Here is an 18,164-nt window from a genome sequence, read left to right as displayed (position 1 = left end):
TCAGCGGGTCGTGAGCTCCTGGTAGTCCGGGTGGCGCTCGATCCAGGCCTTGACGTAGCTGCAGAGCGGGACGACGCGGAGCGAGCCCTCGCGGACGTCGTCGAGTGCGTGCTGCACGAGGATCGACGCGTGGCCACCGCCGCGGTGGGCGGGGTCGACCTCGGTGTGGGTGAAGCGGATCTCGTCGCCGTCGACCTCGTACGCGGCGAAGCCGATGACCTCGCCGTCCTCGACCAGGGAGTACTGCTGCGCGTCGGTGTCGTTGCGGACCTCGGGTGATGCCATGACGAGGACCGTACGCCGTCGGACGTGGTGCAGGCTGGGCACGGTCGGGCGTCGGTCCGCACTGCGCGAGGATGGTCCAGTGCGCAGCATCGACGACTCGGGCCCTGACCTCGTCGTCCTCGGCGACAACCTCGACGTGCTGCCGACCCTGCCCGACGGGTCGTTCACGGTCGTCTACCTCGACCCGCCCTTCAACACCGGACGGAAGCAGCGGCGCCACGCGGTGACCGCCGAGCGCCGGACCGCCGGCGACGCCGGGACGATCACGGGCTTCCGTGGTCGGACCTACGAGCGGATCCGGGGAGACCTGATGCGCTTCGACGACCGGTTCGAGGACTACTGGGCGTTCCTCGAGCCCCGCCTGCTCGAGGCCTGGCGGCTGCTGACCGACGACGGCACGCTCTACCTGCACCTCGACTACCGCGAGGCGCACTACGCGAAGGTGCTGCTCGACGCGCTCTTCGGCCGCGACGCGTTCCTCAACGAGATCATCTGGGCGTACGACTTCGGGGCGAAGTCCCGCTCGCGCTGGCCGACGAAGCACGACACGATCCTGGTCTACGTGAAGGACCCGGAGCGGTACTGGTTCGACTCCGAGGCAGTCGACCGCGAGCCCTACATGGCACCCGGGCTCGTCACGCCGGAGAAGCGGGAGCGCGGGAAGCTGCCGACGGACGTCTGGTGGCACACGATCGTCTCCCCGACCGGCAGCGAGAAGACCGGCTACCCGACGCAGAAGCCCGAGGGGGTGCTGCGGCGGATGGTGCAGGCATCGTCGCGCGAGGGGGACTGGGTGCTCGACTTCTTCGCCGGGAGCGGCACGCTCGGCGCGGTCGCGCGGGACCTCGGTCGGCGGTTCGTCCTCGTCGACGACAATCCCGTGGCGGTCGACGTGATGCGACGGCGGTTGCCGCACGCGAGGGTCGAGTCGGCGGTCGACTCGGCGGTCGAGCAGGAGCGCTGAGCGGCAACCGCCCGGAGCGGCCGAGGTCGAGGGGCGGACGAGCCGCGCCGTGGAGACGGGGGAGATGGCGATGCGAAGTGTCCGCGCTGCGGTGGTGGCGGGACGACGAAGGCGACATTGCCGACGTCGTTCGACGTCGGCAATGTCGCCTGACAGCGGCTGCGGCCGACTACTGGGCCGTGTGCCGCCCGTGGTGCGCTGCCGGGCCAGTCGTTTGGTCCAACGCGGCGTGCGCCGGGTGCGTCCGGATGGTCGCTGTCGTCGCCGGAGGCTCGTCCACCGGTGCCGCCGCGGCGTGCGCACCGTGGGTGGTCGCGTCGGCGAGCGGTGCCCGCGTGCCGTCCACGTGGTCGTGACCGGTGCGGTCGGCCGCACCTGCACCGGAGGTGGGCCGGGCGGCGGGGGAGGCAGTGCCTCCAGACCGCTCCTGCGGCTGCTGCACCGTGACGTCCGGTGAGGTCGGGACCGCACGCACCGACCCCGTGTCCGGGGTGACCAGCGAGCCCGTGTTCGCCGCCGCCTGCTGCGCGTCCGCGGTCAGGCGGTCGGCGTCGTCCTTGGCTGCGTTCGCCTGCTCCTGCAGCGCCGACACCTTCCGCAGCGGCGGGACCCGGAAGAACCAGGTCAGGACGAACGCGAGCAGGATCACGCCGAGGCCTACGTAGTAGACGACGACGGCCGACTGGCTGAACCCGACGAGGAACGGGCGCGTGAGCCGCTCGTCGGCCCCGTTGAGGAACGAGGTGTCGCTCGTGGCGGAGCCGGCGGACGAGCTGGCGGCCGTGTCGCCGCTCTTCAGCTGGTCGACCAGCTTCGGCGCGACCTCGTCGACCACGGCCTTCCGCTGGTCGGCGTTGCTGTAGTCGACCTGCAGCGTGCCGTCGACGACCTCGGCGTTCGCCTTCGACGCGGCGGTCTCGAGCGCCTGTTGCTCGGCGGCCGACTTGTTGGCGGCGACCTGCTCGGCGATGACCGAGTCGGCAGAGGCGGCGGGGATCCGACCGGCGGCGACCTGCTGCTGCACCTGGGCGGTGACCTGCTTCGTCACGGCCTGGTCCGCGGCCTGCTTCGCGGCGGCGGCACCCTGGTCGAGACCCTGCTGCACGTTCTGCTGCACCGGATCGACGATCTTCGACCAGATCTGGTCCATCACGCCCTTGTTGTCGGCGGCGCTGGCGACCGAGGGGGTGAGGGCCGCGTTCAGCGCCGGCTTGAGCGTCGACTCGTTCTGCATCGCGCCGGTGATGTTCGTCGGCATGAGCGTGAACAGGACGGACAGGAGCACCGCGGTGCCCATCGTGCCGCCGATCTGGCGGAAGAACGTGGCGGCGCTGGTGGCGACACCGATGTCCCGAGGGGACACGGAGTTCTGCGCGGCCAGGGTGAGCGTCTGCATGAGCTGCCCGAGCCCGAGACCGATGCCGAACATGCCGAGCATGAGGAACCAGAGCGGGCTGTCCGCGGTGAGGAAGGTGAGGAGCGTGAAGCCGATCGCCGTGAACGCGGTGCCGGTGATCGGGAAGACGCCGTAGCGGCCGGTACGCGAGATGATCTGACCCGATGCGATCGAGGAGATCATCAGGCCGAGGACCATCGGCAGCATGGCGAAGCCGGACTCGGTCGGGGTGACGCCCTTCACGATCTGCAGGTACAGCGGGATCGTCAGCATCGCGCCGAACATGCCGAAGCCGACGAGCACGGACAGGATCGCGGACATCGAGAACACCCGCGAGCCGAAGAGCTTGAGCGGCAGGATCGCGTCGTCGCCCATCGATCGCTCGACGATCACGAAGGCGACCAGGCCCAGCGCACCGAGTGCGTAGCAGGCGAGGGCGCCGGGCGAGCCCCAGCCCCACTCGCGGCCCTGCTCGGCGATGAGGAGCAGCGGGACGAGTGTGACGATGACGAGGGTGGCACCCCACCAGTCGATGCGGGGCTTGCCGCGCTCGCCGAACTTCGGCAGGTGCAGGAACGTCGTGACCATGACGAGCGCGATGATGCCGACCGGCACGTTGATCAGGAAGACCCAGCGCCAACCGCTGACGAAGAGGATCTCGGACGCGCCGGCGAACAGGCCGCCGACGAGCGGGCCGATGACCGAGGAGATGCCGAACACGGCCAGGAAGTACCCCTGGTACTTGGCGCGCTCGCGGGGAGCGAGCATGTCGCCCATGATCGCGAGCGGCAGCGACATCAGACCACCGGCGCCGAGGCCCTGCAGGGCACGGAAGCCCGCGAGCATGAGCATCGAGCTCGAGAAGGACGCGGCGAAGGACCCGACGATGAAGATCCCGATGGCCGTCAGGAAGAGCGGACGGCGACCGAAGATGTCGGACAGCTTGCCGTAGATGGGCGTCGTGATCGTCGAGGCGATCAGGTACGCCGTGGTCACCCAGGCCTGCTGGTCGAGACCGTGCAGGTCGTCGCCGATCGTGCGGATGGCGGTGCCGACGATGGTCTGGTCGAGCGCGCCGAGGAACATGCCGGCCATCAGCCCGTAGATGACGAGCAGGATCTGCCGGTGGTTCATCACCGCGTTCGAGGACGTGGTGGGGGCCGCGGGTGCGGTCGCCGTCTGGGTCATTCGGTCTCCCGTGCGTACTGGTGCTCGCGCGTCGCTGTCACCCGGGCGCGGGGAAGCGTTGTTGCGCGCACTGCAAAAATACAACCAGCGCAAACGGATTGTTCCCATCCGCCTCGTTCCTGTGGACATCGGCAGGGTGCCCAGGTGGATGTGCAGGAGTGTCGGCCGCGGCGGCAACGGCCAGGGGCTCCAACGGCCAGGGGGCTCCAACGGCCAGGGGTTCCAACGGCCAGGGGCACCACCGGACGGATCCGGTGGTGCCCCTGGGTGGTCGTCGAGGACTAGGCCCCGAGTGCCGCGTCGACGATCTCCTTGGCCTCGCGCTGGACCTGCTCCAGGTGCTCCTGGCCGACGAAGCTCTCCGCGTAGATCTTGTAGACGTCCTCGGTGCCCGACGGGCGGGCGGCGAACCACGCCTTGTCCGTGACGACCTTCACGCCGCCGACCGCAGCGTCGTTGCCGGGCGCCTTCGACAGCTTCGCCGTGATCGGGTCGCCAGCCAGGGTGTCCGCGGTGATGGCGTCGCCGTCGAGCTTCGACAGGCGTGCCTTCTGTTCCTTGCTCGCGGCCGCGTCGACGCGCTGGTACACCGGGTCGCCGAAGCGCTCGGTGAGCTCCGCGTACAGCTGCGACGGGGTCTTGCCGGTGACGGCGACGATCTCCGACGCCAGGAGTGCCAGGATGATGCCGTCCTTGTCGGTGGTCCAGGCCGTGCCGTCCTTGCGGAGGAACGATGCGCCGGCGGACTCCTCGCCGCCGAACGCCACGGAGCCGTCGATCAGGCCGGGCACGAACCACTTGAAGCCGACCGGGACCTCCCAGAGACGACGCCCGAGCGACTCCGCGACGCGGTCGATGATGCTCGACGACACCAGGGTCTTGCCGATCGCCGCGTCGTCGCGCCACTCGGGACGGTGGGCGTAGAGGTACTCGATCGCCACCGCGAGGTAGTGGTTCGGGTTCATCAGACCGCCGTCGGGCGTGACGATGCCGTGGCGGTCCGAGTCGGCGTCGTTGCCGGTGAGGACGTCGAAGTCGTCCTTCCGCGCCAGGACCGACGCCATCGCGGAGGGGCTGGACGGGTCCATCCGGATCTTGCCGTCCCAGTCGAGCGTCATGAACGCCCACGTCGGGTCGACCTCGGGGTTCACCACGGTCAGGTCGAGTCCGTAGTGGTCGCGGATGCGCTCCCAGTACGGCAGGGACGCGCCGCCCAGCGGGTCGGCGCCGATCCTCACCCCGGCGCGCTTGATCGCGTCGATGTCGATGATGTGCTCGAGGTCGGCCACGTACGAGCCGAGGTAGTCGTAGCCCTCGGCGGCGGTGTCCTCCTGGCGGCGCACCTCGGCGTTGCCGCCGGCGATGATCGCGTTCGCGCGGTCGGCGATCCACGACGTGGCGTCGCTGTCGGCGGGGCCGCCGTGCGGCGGGTTGTACTTGAAGCCGCCGTCACGGGGCGGGTTGTGGCTCGGCGTGATGACGATGCCGTCCGCGGCGTCGTCGTGGCCGGCACGGTTGTACGCGATGATCGCGTGGCTCAGCGCCGGCGTCGGCACGAAGCCGTCCTGGGCGTCGTTGAGGACGCGGACGCCGTTCGCGGCGAGGACCTGCAGCGCGGTCTGCTCTGCGGGCGCGGACAGTGCGTGCGTGTCACGACCGATGAAGAGCGGGCCGTCGGTGCCCTGCTCCGCGCGGTACTCGACGATCGCCTGGGTGATGGCTGCGATGTGGGTGTCGTTGAACGCGGTGTCGAGCGACGAGCCGCGGTGCCCGGAGGTGCCGAAGACCACCTTCTGCTCGGGGATCGACACGTCGGGGACGCGCTCGTGGTACGCCGCCAGGAGGGCGTCGAGGTCGACGAGGTCGTCTGCGGTCGCGGGGGTGCCGGCGCGGTCGTTCATGGCCCCATCCTGGCACCCGGACCCTCAGCGCGCCGTCACGTGTCCGACGGGTGCAGCGGGTGCGTCCCGAAGGTGCCCGGGTACGGCACGAGCGGCCGCCCGACCGGGGACGAGGGGGGACGTCTCGGGGTGGGCGACCGCTCGCGGTCCAGGGAGGCGGCACGGCCCGCTCGGGCGGTGCCGGACGGGTCGGCTCAGGCGGTCCGGAACGAGCCGGTGGCCGTCCGCAGTGAGCCGGTCACGGTCCGCTGCGATGCCGTCGCGGTGCCGGGCCGGCGGAACTGCGTGTCCACGAAGCGACCGAGCGTGCGACCCGCGCCGGTACCGGTGTAGCTGCCGACCGGCCGCCAAGCGGCCTCGACCGCGTAGGCACCGAGCTCGTCACGGGTCTCGAGCCCGGAGACGTAGGCACCGCCGAGGGGGTTCTGTCGGTTCTGCACGGGTGCTCCTCGTCGTCGTGCCGAGGGTCACCGACCGCCGGACCGGCGACCAGTGCGCCGTCGGCTGATGACGACCACGCTACCGCGTTGTCTTGAACGATGCAAAACAACGCGGCCGGATCACGCGCAACGCGACCGGATCACGCGCGACGCCGCCGCGACGCGGCCGGATCACGCGCAGCGCGGCCGGGTCAGACGCGCCGCTGCCGCATCACGCGACGAGCTCGCAGAACGTCCGTCCCTCTGCCGTCCAGCTCTGCCGCGCGCGGAGACCGGCGTCCGCCGCGTGGCGCAGCAGCGCCTCCACGCCGACCTCGGCCCACGGGAAGCCCTCGCTGCGGTTGCCGTCGGCGTCTGCGACGTGCGCGGTGAAGGTGCGGTCCGCGGAACGGTCGACGTGCGTCTCGACGACCACGCGGCCGCCGTCACGGACGATCTCCCCGCAGCGCGCGAGCAGTGCGACGGGGTCGCCGCCGATGCCGATGTTGCCGTCGATGACCAGCGCGGTGTCCCAGTGGCCCTCGTCCGGGATCGGGTCGAAGACCGATCCCTGCACGGCGGTGCCGCCGGAACGCCGTGCGATCGCGACGGCCTCGTCCGACACGTCGACGCCGAGCGCCGGGATGCCGAGCGCACGGGCGGCGACGAGCATGCGTCCCGGGCCGCAGCCGATGTCGATGACCGGGCCGTCCGCGCCGTCGAGCAGCGACCGGTCGACGCGGTCGGCGGCGGCACTCCAACGACCGACGTCCATCGTCACCTCGACGTCGGGGCGCTCGGGGTCGGTGAGGCGCAGACGGCCGTCGGTGCGCAGCGCGCGGGCGTACGGCTCGCCGCCGCCGGAGCCGAACGTGGTGGTGTCGTGCATCGTCATCGGGCACCTCCGGTCATCGTGGTGTCGTGGTGTGCCGGGGCGGACCCGGCAGCGGCGGGCCCGGCAGTCAGGGAACCGGCGGACCCGGCGGCGGCGGTCCCGGCTGTCCCGACCTCGGCACGGAAGGCCGCGGCGAAGCGGGATCCCGGAGCGAGGGCGGCCACCTGCTCAGCGTCCGCCACGGTGTCCACGTCGAGGACTCCCGGCAGGGACCCGACGGACAGGCCCGCCTCGGTCAGCCGGGCCAGCTGCACCGCACCCGTGTCGTCCTGCGACATCGGGACGCCGCGCAACAGCGCGCCGTCCGGCTCGCGCAGGTACAGCGACCAGAAGCCGCCGTCGTCGGCCGGGCCGAACCACGCGTCGCGCTCCGGGTCCTCGAACACGGGCGCCAGGTGCTCCGGGGCCGCCTGCGGGGTGTCCATGCCGACCAGCAACGTCGGCCCGGTCATCGCGTCGAACATCGCGCCGAGGCGCTCGTCGAGACCGCCGGACACCTGGTGCAGGACGTCGAAGTCTTCGGTGCCCTCGGGCAGGACGACGCCGTCGTAGAGCAGGACGCGACGCGACGCGGGCAGCGCCCGCACCGTCGCGATCGTGTCCGCGAGCGCGGCGGAGGCGACGCGTGCGGCGCCCTCGGGCGTCAGCGCCGGCGTGAGCCGCGTCTTGACCTTGCCCGGCAGGCACTCCTTGGCCACGACGACCACCGTGACGTCCGTCATAAGCGTGCTCCTTCCGAGGTGGACCCGGCCACGTCGCGGACCGGACCGGGCGCGACGACGCGGGGACGTGCCTCCCGTCCGTACTCGCGCAGCAGACGGGACATGTCGCGGACGGCGTTCACCGTGCCGCGGAGCGTGCCGGTGACCTTGCTGTCCCCGACGCGCTGGGCGTAGCCGATGTCGGACTCGTCGACCCGCCAGCCGGCGGCGTGCGCGGCCAGGACCATCTCGAGCGGGTAGCCGCTGCGCCGGTCCTGCAGGTCCAGTGCGACCAGGTCGGCCCGGCGCATGACACGCATCGGCCCGAGGTCGCGGAGGCGGTAGCCGGTGGCGCGACGCATCAGGACGGCGAGCACGCGGTTCGCGAAGCGGGCGTGCAGCGCCCACGCACCACGGGTCGTGGGGACGCGACGGCCGAGCGCGAGGTCGGTGCGGCCGTCGGCGACGCGTGCCACCAGGGCCGGCAGCTCGGCCGGGTCCATCGACGCGTCGGCGTCGCAGAACGCCACGTACTCGGCGGTCGCGGCGGCCACGCCAGCGGCGCAGGCGGAGCCGAAGCCCTTGACGGGCTCCGTCACGACGGTCGCGCCGTGCGCGCGGGCGACGTCGGCGGAGCCGTCGGTCGACCCGTTGTCGACGACGATGGCGCGGTAGCCCTCCGGCAGTCGCCCGATCACCCGGGGGAGTGCGTCCGCCTCGTCGAGGCAGGGCAGGATCACGTCGACGGTCATGAGTTCCATTCGGTGCGGTTCGTCGGATCGACGGGACTCCGCATCGGTCCCGCGCGTCGCGTCGGCGGCAGGGTCGTGGTCGTCGGAGGGCGTGCGGTCCATGCCCTCGACGTAACACGACGTCGCCGCGCGGGGTACAGGATAGCTGTCCCCCGTCGGTGTTCCCGTGCGTCGAGCGGATCCTGTGTCCCGCTTCCGGGGGACAGACGGGAGGCGCGACTCACCGCCGTCCGCCGGCACGCCCTGGTGGGTGGCCCGTCCGGACGGCCGCTGCTCGCCCCCGTCGGCTGAGTCGAGTCTCAGCCGCTCGCCGCGGCGCTGACCGCCGTGCCCGGCGCGTCGGCACCGACCGAGGCGCAGGCCGGCGGCGGTGCGGGTCGACGCGGCGGCGGCGGCGGTGGCGGTGGCGGCGGCGGCGGCGACGGTGCGGGCCGGCGCTGGACGGCGGGGCTGCGCGTCGGCGGTGCGCGTCAGCGCTGCACGGCGGCGCGCAGCTGGGCTGCGCGTCGGCGGTGCGCGTCAGCGCTGTACGGCGGCCCGGAGCGGGGCGGTGGCGAACTCGCGCATGCCCTGCTCGAAGTCGACCTGCGCCTGCCAGCCGAGGTCCGAGCGGATGCGCGCGGACGACGCCGTCACGTGCCGGACGTCCCCGAGGCGGTACTCGCCCGTCACGACCGGCTGCGGGCCGTCCGGTCCGGCGATCGCGGCGGCCATGTCGCCGATGGTGTGCACCACGCCGGAACCGACGTTGTACGCGCGGAAGGTCTCTGCCGGCAGTTCCGCGGTCGCGGCGATCGAAGCGGCGTTCGCGCCGGCGACGTCGTCCACGTGCACGAAGTCCCGTCGCTGGCGGCCGTCCTCGAAGACGCGCGGTGCCTCGCCGCGGGCCAGTGCCGAGCGGAACAGCGACGCGACCCCGGCGTACGGGGTGTTCGACGGCATGCCCGGTCCGTAGACGTTGTGGTAGCGCAGGGCGATCGCGGTGCCGCCGGTGGCGCGGGCCCACGACGACGCCAGGTGTTCCTGGGCGACCTTGGTCTGCGCGTAGACGTTGCGCGGGTCGAGGGCGGCGGACTCGTCGATGAGACCCGGGACGAGCGGACGGCCGTCGGGGCCGATCGGGTCGAAGCGGCCGGCGTCGAGGTCCTCGCGGCGGCGAGCCGGCGGACGCACGGACTCGCCGTCGGCGGTCGCGTACGCGCCCTCGCCGTAGACGACCATGGAGCTCGCCACCACGAGCCGACCGATGCCGTGCCGGTCCATGCCGGCGAGGACGTGGGCGGTGCCGGCGTCGTTCGACGAGACGTAGTCGGGGGCGTCCTGGAAGTCGACCCCGAGGCCGACCTTCGCCGCCTGGTGGCACACGACGTCGACGCCGTCGAGCGCTGCCTCGAGTGCGACGCGGTCGCGGACGTCGCCGTGCACGAACGACAGGCCCTGCTGCTCGTGGGCGCGGACGACCTCGGCGGGGTCGCCGTGCACGTCGTCACGCAGGGAGTCGAGGATGCGGACCTCGTGCCCCTCGGTCAGGGCGCGGCGGACGATCGCGGAGCCGATGAAGCCCGCGCCGCCGGTGACGAGCAGGCGGCTCATGCGCCGACCGCCTTCCGGAGCACGCTCTCGCTGGCGGTCGCGGGCACCAGCTCGCGCGGGGCGTAGTCGTCCGGCAGCGCGGCGACGACGTCACCGATGGCGCGGACGATCACCTCGTTCGCGCGGGCCAGGCGTTCCATGACGGCGGCGTGCGTGACGGGGGCCTCGGCCGCGGCCCCGTCGGCCGCGGTCGTGTCCGCTGCCGTCTCGTCCGCTGCGGGTGCCAGGCCGGCGTCCGCGTCGGTGACGAACGACAGGTTCACGGTGCCGATGCCGAGCTCGGCGGCCAGCGGCACCTCGGGCGTCATCGTCATGTTGATGGTGTGGCCGCCGGCCTCGCGCATCCAGACCGACTCGGCGCGGGTCGAGAAGCGAGGGCCCTGGATGACGACGCACGTGCCCGTCGGCCGGAACGGCACGTCGAGCGCGGCGATCGCGTCGATCGCGGCGCGACGGAGCACCGGGTCGAAGGGGTCGGCGAAGGACAGGTGCTGCACCTGGTCCTCGAAGAAGGTGTCGGCGCGGCCCCAGGTGCGGTCGACGAGCTGGTCGGTCACGACGAAGGTGCCCGGGGCGTAGTCCGGGTGCAGGCCGCCGACGGCGCTCGACGAGACGATGGCGCGGACACCGAGCGAGCGGAGCGCCCAGACGTTCGCGCGGTGGTTGATCAGGTGCGGCGCGACCGAGTGCTCGCGGCCGTGCCGGGTGAGGAACGCGACCCGCTTGCCGCCCATCGTGCCGACGGTCACCGGGCTGGAGGTCGGGCCGTACGGGGTCGCGACGTCGATCTCGTCGGCGGTGCCCTCCTCGAACAGGCGGTAGAGGCCGGAGCCCCCGATCACCCCGATGCGAGCGGTCGTTCCGTCCACAGGTGCGGTCGTGGTCACGTCGTCCTCCACAGGTCCTCCGGATGTCCTCGGCGCGTGGTGCGCCCTGGATACGCTACTGACGCCCCTCCGGCTGCGGCCGAGAGCGGGCGTCCCCACGAGTTCGGAGGCACGGGTGCGAACGATCGGTCAGCATCGCGACGAGGTCGCAGCGCTCCTCGCGCCCGTGCTCGCGCAGCTCGGGTCGGAAGGGGTGTCGGTCGACGAGCTGGCGGGTGGGGCCGGCGCCGGCCGTGGGTCGCGGGTGCTCGCGCGGGTGGTGACGGCGCCGGTCCCGCTGCCCGTGTTCGACAACAGCCAGATGGACGGGTTCGCCGTCCGCGCTGCCGAGTCCGGTCGCACCGTGCGCGTCGTCGAGCCGATCCCGGCCGGGGCCGTGCCCGCGCCGCTCGCCGCCGGGACCGCCGCGCCGATCATGACCGGTGCCCGCATCCCCGTCGGTGCCGATGCGGTCGTGCCGGTCGAGGCGACCCCGCCCGCTGCCTTCCCCGCCGCCCTGGCGCTCGCCGAGCTCACGGTGCCGGACGGCACGACTGCGGGCACCTTCGTCCGGACCGTGGGCAGTGACGTCGCCCGCGGCGCCGAGCTGGCTCCGTCAGGGGCTCCCGTGACGCCGGCGCTGCTCGGCACGCTCGCGTCCGCCGGCATCGACGCGGTCGAGGTGGTCCGACCCCTGCGTGTGCTCGTCGTCTCGACGGGCAGTGAGCTGACCGACGACGGTCTGGGCGACGGTACGGGCGCGTCCATCCGCGACGCGAACGGGGTCGCGCTGCGGGCGGCCCTGGCCGAGGTCGGTGCCGCGGCGCGGTCCGTCCGGCTCACCGACGACGCCGACGCCTTCCTCCCGGCGCTCGAGCGCGCCGTGGGGGACTGGGCGGACCTCGTGCTCACGACCGGCGGGATCAGCGCCGGTGCGTACGAGGTCGTGCGCCAGGCCCTCGAGCCGCTCGGCCTCGCCGTCACACCCGTCGCGATGCAGCCCGGGGGTCCGCAGGCGCTCGGCCGGCTCCCGCTCGCCGGACGCTCGGTGCCCGTCGTCGCCTTCCCCGGCAACCCCGTCTCGGCGCTCGTCTCGTTCGAGGTCTTCCTGCGTCCCGTGCTCGCCGCGCTCGTGGGTGCCCCGGACCGGACGGCGACCGAGCTCCCCGCGGCGGAGCCGGCGACCTCGCCGGCCGGCAAGCACCAGGTGCGCCGTGGCCGGGTTGTCGACGGCCACGTCCACTTCGTCGGCGGGGCGAGTTCCCACCTGCTCGGGCACCTCGCTGCCGCGACCCACCTCGTCCACGTCCCGGTCGGCACCGACACCGTCGAACCCGGGGACCTGCTCACCGCCTGGAGCCTTCGATGACCGACGACCCCACCACCGTTCCCGCCGGCACCGGTCCCGTCGGCACCGGTCCAGCCGCCACCGATCTGCCCGACGCCGAGCTGTCGCACGTCCGGACCGACGGCTCCGCGCACATGGTCGACGTCTCCGACAAGGACGTGACCGCCCGGTCCGCCACGGCGACCGCGACCCTGGTGACCCGGGCCGACGTCGTCGAGCGGATCATCGACGGATCGCTGCCCAAGGGCGAGGTGATCGGCACCGCGCGCATCGCGGCGATCATGGCGGTCAAGAAGACCTCCGACCTCGTGCCGCTCTGCCACCCGCTCCCGATCGCCGGGGTCGAGGTCGACATCACCGGTGCCGACGACCGGGTCCGGATCGAGGTCTCCGTCCGCACCACCTCGCGCACCGGGGTCGAGATGGAAGCCCTCACCGGCGCGAGCGTCGCCGCGCTCACCGTGTACGACATGGTGAAGGCCGTCGACCGGGCGGCGGTGATCACGGACGTCAGGGTGCTCGAGAAGCACGGCGGCCGATCCGGGGACTGGAGCGCTCGATGACCACCGCACCGACCAGGGGCCGCGCCGGCGTGGTCGTGGTCTCGACGCAGGCCTCCGCCGACCCGGCGCTCGACCGCACCGGTCCGACCATCGCCGCCTGGCTCCGCGAGCGGGGGCTCACCGTCGCCGAGCCGACCATCGTGCCGGACGGCGGAGCCATCGCCGAGACCGTCACCGCCGAACTGCTCGCCGACGCGAAGGTCGTCGTGACCACGGGCGGGACCGGCGTCACCCCGACGGACCGGACGCCCGAGGCCGTCGCGCCCCTCATCGACCTCGAACTCCCGGGCCTCGTCGAGGAGATCCGCCGACGAGGACTCGCGAGTGCGGGGCCCACGGCGCTCCTGACCCGAGGGGTCGCGGGGATCGCCGGCGGGCGGACGCTCGTGCTGACCCTGCCGGGGTCGCGGGGCGGGGTCGCCGACGGCTTGGCTGTGCTCGACGGTGTGCTCGACCACGTCCTCGCGCAGCTGCACGGCGCCGGGCACGCACCCCGGAGCGCGTCGTGAGCGAGGACGGGGTCGTGGGCGGGGACCGTGTCGTGGTGGCCGACGTCGTGGACCGCGTGATCTCGGTGGACGAGGTCTCCACGGCCGTCACCACCGACCGCGACGGTGCCGTGGTCACCTTCGCCGGGGTCGTCCGCGACCACGACGAGGGCAAGGGCGTGGCCGCGCTCGACTACGAGCGGCACCCGAGCGCCGGAGAGGTCATCGCCGAGGTGGCCCGGACGATCGCCGCCGACCACCCCGAGGTCCGCATCGCCGTGCTGCACCGCGTCGGGGCCCTCGGCATCGGGGACGTGGCGCTCGCCGCGGCGGTGTCCTCGCCACACCGGGCCGAGGCGTTCGCGGCGTGCGCGGCACTGGTCGACCTGGTGAAGGAGCGGACGCCGATCTGGAAGCGCCAGGAGTTCACGGACGGCACCGACGAGTGGGTCGCTGCGCTCTGACACGGGGACGTCCTCGGTCCCTGTGGAACCCCGCAGGAGACCGACGCGCGATCGTGATCCCGGCACCCGTTCAGGGCGTGGTCCGACACTCGGCTGCTCCATAGAATCCGGAGACATGAGCGTTCTGCTGTACGGCGCGGGGATCGTGCTGCTCGTCTTCGCCCTGATCGACATCGTCACGCGCGGCGAGGACCAGGTCCGTGGCCTGCCGAAGTTCGCGTGGATCCTCATCTGCATCTTCGTGCCCGTCGTCGGCAGCATCGTGTGGTTCGCCGTCGGGCACGACTGGAGTGCGAACGACCGGAACCACGGTCGGTACATCGAGCCGAACCGCCACGAGGACCGGTACGCCAGTCTCGGTCACGCCCGAGCGGCGCACGGCGACAAGCGCGTCACCGGCACCGAGCAGGAGCTCGCCGAACTCGAGCGCGAGATCGAGTACTGGGAGGCCCAGGCACGACTGCGTCGTGCCAAGGAGGCCGCGGGCGAAGGCGAGCCGACCACGGGGAGCTGAGCCGCGCCTCCCGGCCGGGCGGTCGTGGCGCGCGGAACGGCGGCCTGCCACCCGCGGCCGGCGTCGGAACCATGTTCCGGACACAGCACCACGCATCTTCGCGATGTCGTGTCCGGAACCTGGTTCCGTGGACGCCCCCGCACCCCGCACCCCGCACCCCGCACCCCGCACCCCGCACCCCGCACGCGCCCCGCGGCGCCCGCACCCCGCCGCGCCACCTACCCTTGACGGGTGGCTCATCTCCTCGGCGCCGAGAACGTGCATCTCGAGTTCCCCACCCGTGTCGTCTTCGACAGCGTCACCCTCGGCCTCGACGAGGGTGACCGCATCGGCGTCGTCGGCCGCAACGGTGACGGCAAGTCGACCCTGCTCGCACTGCTGGCGCAGCGCCTCGAGCCGGACGCCGGGCGCGTCACCCACCGCCGCGGGCTGACCGTCGGCTACCTCGACCAGCGCGACGTCCTGCCCGCCGGCGCGACCGTCGGCAGCATCGTCGTCGGCGAGCTCGAGGAACACGAGTGGGCCGGCGACCCGAAGATCCGCGACGTCATCGGCGGCCTGGTGTCGGACATCCCGTGGGACGCCGTCGTCGACGACCTGTCCGGCGGGCAGCGTCGACGCATCGCGCTCGCGAAGCTGCTCGTCGGCGACTGGGACGTGCTGTTCCTCGACGAGCCGACGAACCACCTCGACGTCGAGGGCATCCAGTGGCTCGCCGACCACATCAACCGCCGGTGGTCGTCGAACCAGGGCGGCATGGTCGTCGTCACCCACGACCGGTGGTTCCTCGACGCGGTGTCGACCGACACGTGGGAGGTGCACGACGGTGTCGTCGAGCCCTTCGAGGGCGGCTACGCGGCGTACATCCTGCAGCGCGTCGAGCGTGACCGGCAGGCGGCGGCGAGCGAGCAGCGCCGCCAGAACCTCGCGCGCAAGGAGCTCGCGTGGCTCCGCCGCGGAGCGCCCGCCCGCACGAGCAAGCCGAAGTTCCGGATCGACGCCGCGAACGCGCTCATCGACGACGTCCCGCCGATCCGCGACACCGTCGCCCTGTCCCAGACCGCGACGGCGCGACTCGGCAAGGACGTGGTCGACCTGCTCGACGTGGGCGTCTCGTTCGGTGACGACGTGATCCTGCGCGACGTCGAGTGGCGCATCGCGCCGGGGGAGCGGACCGGCATCCTCGGCCCGAACGGGGCGGGCAAGTCGACGCTGCTCAACCTGGTGTCCGGCAAGCTCCAACCCACCGTCGGTCGGGTGAAGACCGGCAAGACCGTGCAGGTCGCGGTGCTCGACCAGCAGCTCGCCGACCTGCAGCAGTTCGCGGACGACCGTGTCCGCGAGGTCGTCGCCCGCAAGAAGACGAGCTACGTCGCGGACGGCAAGGAGATGACGCCGTCGCAGCTGCTCGAGCGCCTCGGCTTCACGTCGGAGCAGCTGTCGACGCCCGTGAAGGACCTCAGCGGTGGGCAGAAGCGTCGCCTGCAGCTCATGCTCATCCTGCTCGACGAGCCGAACGTGCTCATCCTCGACGAGCCGACGAACGACCTCGACACCGACATGCTCGCCGCCATGGAGGACCTGCTCGACACCTGGCCGGGCACCCTGCTCGTCGTGTCGCACGACCGGTACCTGCTCGAGCGGGTCACCGACCAGCAGTACGCGGTGCTGGGCGGACACCTGCGGCACCTGCCCGGCGGTGTCGACGAGTACATGCGGTTGCGAGCGTCGGGCTCGGTCCCGCAGACGGCTTCTGCGGCTGCCGCCGCGACGGCCGGGAGGCCCGACACCGCTCCGGCGGGCGGCTCCGGTGCCGGCGGGGCTGGTTCAGGGGTTGCGGGCGGCTCCGGCTCGTCGGCTGTGGTCGGCCTGTCCGGGGCGGACCGGCGCGCCGCCGAGAAGGAGATGTCGGCGCTCGACCGCCGGATCGCCAAGGTCGGTGCCGACCGCCAGAAGCTGCTCGATGCGTTCGCGGCGCACGACCAGTCCGACTACGCCGGGCTCGGGGCGCTGCAGACGCAGCTCGCCGGGCTCGAGGCCGAGGTCGAGCAGCTCGAGGAGCGGTGGCTCGAGGTGGCGGAGCAGCTCGGGGTGTAGCGGCCTGACCGCCGGGGCTCAGGTGCCGTCGCAGTTGAACGTCATCACGGAGCCGTCCGAGCCGGGGCCGAGCCCGAAGGCAGCGTGCTGCGTCACGGACTGCAGCCTCCCCAGCCGGTCCTCGGCGGTGACCACGATGTCCCGCACCTGTCCGGTGCCGTCGCCCGTGCCGCTCACGACGTGTCCGACGACGTTGAGCGTGCTGTGCGCCGGGACGGTGAAGCCGGCGTCGACGGGCACCGCAGGTCCGTATTCGGGGGGACGTGCTCCGTCGTCCGTCGCGACGAGACCGGGATCGGTCGTGGTCGGGTGCGGCGCGATCGCGAAGTCCTCGAGCCGCACACCCTCGACGGCGCCCGGCCGCACCGACAGGACACGGATCCCGTGGTCGGTGTCGTTGTCGAACTGCGTGAGGAACCACGCCGACACGGTGGACGGCTCCTCGCCGAGGTGCGCGCAGGCCGTTGCTGCGGTGATGTCGGTCGTCAGCCCTGGAGCGGGAACCAGCTCGATGACGAGTCCTGCCGCCAGGAGGAGTGCGCCGATCGTGCTCGCTCCGACCACGGCCCGCCCTCTGTCCATGCCGCCACCGTAGGACACGGAGGCACAGTCGTGCACCGTGCCTCGCGCTCGTCACCGGGCGATCGTCGTGCGCCGCCCATCGTGCGTCGGTGGAGCAGAAGACGTCGAGTCTTCGCGACTGACCCGACAGCTACTGCTCCACGGAGTCCCGGTCCTCGGCGCCGTGCGCGGGGTCGGCGCCGCCGGGGTTCGAGACGACCTCCCAGAGATGGCCGTCCGGGTCCTGGAAGAAGCCGGACCACATGCCCCACGGGCGCGTGTACGGCGCGGCGAGCATGGTGGCACCCGCGGCTCGTGCTCGTTCGAGGAACGCCCGTGCGGCCTCCTGCGACGGCTCGAAGTGCCCGATGGTGGTGCTCGGTGCCACGGCGAGTGTGACGCCGGAGTCCTTCCGCATGTCCTCGCGGCCGTAGACGCTGACGATCAGTCCGTCGTCGAGCGTGAACATCGCCGTGGTGCCGCCCGCCTCGGTCGCGGTGGCGGGGTACTCGGTGCCGATGATCCCGCTGCCGTCGACGTCGAGCAGTGCGCGGTAGAACGCTGCCGACCGTTCGACGTCGGCCACGGCGAGGGTGATCGCGTGCATGGCGCGCACGCTACGCCGAGCCGACCGGGTCAGTCGCCGAGGCCGAGGATGAGCCGACGGAGCAGCCCGGACAACTGCGCCTGCTCGTCGTCGGAGACCCCGGACAGGATCGCCCGCTCGGCATCGAGCAGGTCCGCGATGGCCGCGTCCACCGCGGCCCGTCCGGCGACGGTGAGTGACACGAGGATGCCCCGACCGTCGCGCGGGTCCGTCCGACGGCTGACGAGCCCCCGGGCTGCGAGTCGGTCGACGCGGTTCGTCATCGTCCCGCTCGAGACGAGGGTCTGCTGCAGCAGGGTCTTCGGGCTGAGCTCGTAGGGATCGCCCGCGCGCCGCAGCGCCGACAGCACGTCGAACTCCCACGGCTCGACGTCGCTCGCGTCGAACGCCGCCCGCCGTGCGCGGTCGAGGTGCCGGGCGAGCCGGTCGACGCGGGACAGGACCTCGAGCGGGCCGAAGTCCAGGTCGCTCCGCTCGCGGCCCCACGCCGCGACGATCCGGTCGACCTCGTCCTGGTGCGGCATCCCTCCATCTTGGCCGAAGCCGTCGCGCGCGGCCAGCG

General features: G+C 72.7%; 19 protein-coding genes. 7 read left to right on the top strand and 12 right to left on the bottom strand.

What is annotated here, in order from left to right:
- Positions 1-285 carry a GNAT family N-acetyltransferase gene (locus QUG93_RS06465; protein ID WP_289473091.1) on the bottom strand — a complete coding sequence of 95 codons (285 nt, stop codon included), beginning with the start codon at positions 283-285 and terminating at the stop codon, positions 1-3.
- 79 nt (positions 286-364) lie between these two features.
- On the opposite strand from QUG93_RS06465, the gene QUG93_RS06460 reads away from it, so the two are divergent.
- Positions 365-1,249, top strand: coding sequence for a DNA-methyltransferase (locus tag QUG93_RS06460; RefSeq protein WP_289473090.1), 885 nt, complete (start codon positions 365-367; stop codon positions 1,247-1,249).
- Positions 1,250-1,418: 169 nt separating this feature from the next.
- Here the strand turns inward: QUG93_RS06460 and QUG93_RS06455 are convergent, their stop codons facing one another.
- The 8 genes from QUG93_RS06455 to QUG93_RS06420 form a co-directional block, all read right to left on the bottom strand.
- On the bottom strand, positions 1,419-3,833 hold the full coding sequence (locus QUG93_RS06455) for an MDR family MFS transporter (RefSeq protein ID WP_289473089.1): 2,415 nt from the start codon (positions 3,831-3,833) through the stop codon (positions 1,419-1,421).
- A 281-nt stretch (positions 3,834-4,114) separates the two neighbouring features.
- Positions 4,115-5,734, bottom strand: a complete 1,620-nt coding sequence (gene pgm / locus QUG93_RS06450; RefSeq protein WP_289473088.1) for a phosphoglucomutase (alpha-D-glucose-1,6-bisphosphate-dependent) — start codon at positions 5,732-5,734, stop codon at positions 4,115-4,117.
- A gap of 194 nt (positions 5,735-5,928) precedes the next feature.
- Positions 5,929-6,174: a hypothetical protein gene (locus QUG93_RS06445; protein ID WP_289473087.1), complete on the bottom strand. Its 246-nt coding sequence runs from the start codon at positions 6,172-6,174 to the stop codon at positions 5,929-5,931.
- Positions 6,175-6,385: 211 nt separating this feature from the next.
- On the bottom strand, positions 6,386-7,048 hold the full coding sequence (locus tag QUG93_RS06440) for a class I SAM-dependent methyltransferase (RefSeq protein ID WP_289473085.1): 663 nt from the start codon (positions 7,046-7,048) through the stop codon (positions 6,386-6,388).
- Positions 7,045-7,770: a TIGR04282 family arsenosugar biosynthesis glycosyltransferase gene (locus QUG93_RS06435; protein ID WP_289473084.1), complete on the bottom strand. Its 726-nt coding sequence runs from the start codon at positions 7,768-7,770 to the stop codon at positions 7,045-7,047. Before QUG93_RS06435 ends, QUG93_RS06440 begins: the two co-directional genes overlap by 4 nt.
- Entirely contained in the window at positions 7,767-8,510 is a 744-nt protein-coding gene (locus QUG93_RS06430; protein ID WP_289473083.1) for a glycosyltransferase family 2 protein, read from the bottom strand. Before QUG93_RS06430 ends, QUG93_RS06435 begins: the two co-directional genes overlap by 4 nt.
- A gap of 510 nt (positions 8,511-9,020) precedes the next feature.
- Positions 9,021-10,094, bottom strand: coding sequence for an NAD-dependent epimerase/dehydratase family protein (locus tag QUG93_RS06425; RefSeq protein WP_289473082.1), 1,074 nt, complete (start codon positions 10,092-10,094; stop codon positions 9,021-9,023).
- Positions 10,091-10,981, bottom strand: a complete 891-nt coding sequence (locus tag QUG93_RS06420) for an MTAP family purine nucleoside phosphorylase (protein WP_289473081.1) — start codon at positions 10,979-10,981, stop codon at positions 10,091-10,093. Before QUG93_RS06420 ends, QUG93_RS06425 begins: the two co-directional genes overlap by 4 nt.
- 115 nt (positions 10,982-11,096) lie before the next feature.
- Between QUG93_RS06420 and QUG93_RS06415 the strand changes: the two genes are divergently transcribed.
- From QUG93_RS06415 to QUG93_RS06390, 6 genes are all read left to right on the top strand, one after another.
- A complete protein-coding gene (locus QUG93_RS06415) occupies positions 11,097-12,329 on the top strand; it encodes a molybdopterin molybdotransferase MoeA (protein WP_289473080.1) in 1,233 nt (410 codons plus the stop codon).
- The gene (gene moaC / locus QUG93_RS06410; protein ID WP_434533082.1) at positions 12,326-12,871 is read left to right on the top strand and encodes a cyclic pyranopterin monophosphate synthase MoaC; all 546 of its coding nucleotides are present in this window, start codon (positions 12,326-12,328) and stop codon (positions 12,869-12,871) included. Before QUG93_RS06415 ends, moaC begins: the two co-directional genes overlap by 4 nt.
- On the top strand, positions 12,868-13,380 hold the full coding sequence (locus tag QUG93_RS06405; RefSeq protein WP_289473079.1) for a MogA/MoaB family molybdenum cofactor biosynthesis protein: 513 nt from the start codon (positions 12,868-12,870) through the stop codon (positions 13,378-13,380). The genes moaC and QUG93_RS06405 overlap by 4 nt, the downstream gene beginning before the upstream one ends.
- Entirely contained in the window at positions 13,377-13,823 is a 447-nt protein-coding gene (locus QUG93_RS06400) for a molybdenum cofactor biosynthesis protein MoaE (protein ID WP_434533081.1), read from the top strand. Before QUG93_RS06405 ends, QUG93_RS06400 begins: the two co-directional genes overlap by 4 nt.
- A gap of 115 nt (positions 13,824-13,938) precedes the next feature.
- Positions 13,939-14,337, top strand: coding sequence for a PLD nuclease N-terminal domain-containing protein (locus QUG93_RS06395; protein WP_289473078.1), 399 nt, complete (start codon positions 13,939-13,941; stop codon positions 14,335-14,337).
- Positions 14,338-14,568: 231 nt separating this feature from the next.
- Positions 14,569-16,434, top strand: coding sequence for an ABC-F family ATP-binding cassette domain-containing protein (locus QUG93_RS06390; RefSeq protein ID WP_289473077.1), 1,866 nt, complete (start codon positions 14,569-14,571; stop codon positions 16,432-16,434).
- An 18-nt stretch (positions 16,435-16,452) separates the two neighbouring features.
- Here the strand turns inward: QUG93_RS06390 and QUG93_RS06385 are convergent, their stop codons facing one another.
- From QUG93_RS06385 to QUG93_RS06375, 3 genes are all read right to left on the bottom strand, one after another.
- Complete coding sequence (locus QUG93_RS06385; RefSeq protein WP_289473076.1) at positions 16,453-17,016, bottom strand: hypothetical protein; 564 nt, start codon at positions 17,014-17,016, stop codon at positions 16,453-16,455.
- A gap of 130 nt (positions 17,017-17,146) precedes the next feature.
- A complete protein-coding gene (locus QUG93_RS06380) occupies positions 17,147-17,602 on the bottom strand; it encodes a VOC family protein (RefSeq protein WP_289473075.1) in 456 nt (151 codons plus the stop codon).
- Between the two features lie 29 nt (positions 17,603-17,631).
- Positions 17,632-18,126 (bottom strand): MarR family winged helix-turn-helix transcriptional regulator, encoded by a 495-nt coding sequence (locus QUG93_RS06375; protein ID WP_289473074.1) that lies wholly within the window; start codon positions 18,124-18,126, stop codon positions 17,632-17,634.
- Positions 18,127-18,164 lie beyond the last annotated feature (38 nt).

Origin of the sequence: Curtobacterium caseinilyticum, from assembly GCF_030363035.1 — a bacterium.
In the GTDB taxonomy this organism is placed as follows: Bacteria; Actinomycetota; Actinomycetes; order Actinomycetales; family Microbacteriaceae; genus Curtobacterium; species Curtobacterium caseinilyticum.
The sequence above is the reverse complement of the archived record's forward strand: the minus strand, read 5'-3'. Positions and strand labels throughout refer to the sequence as shown.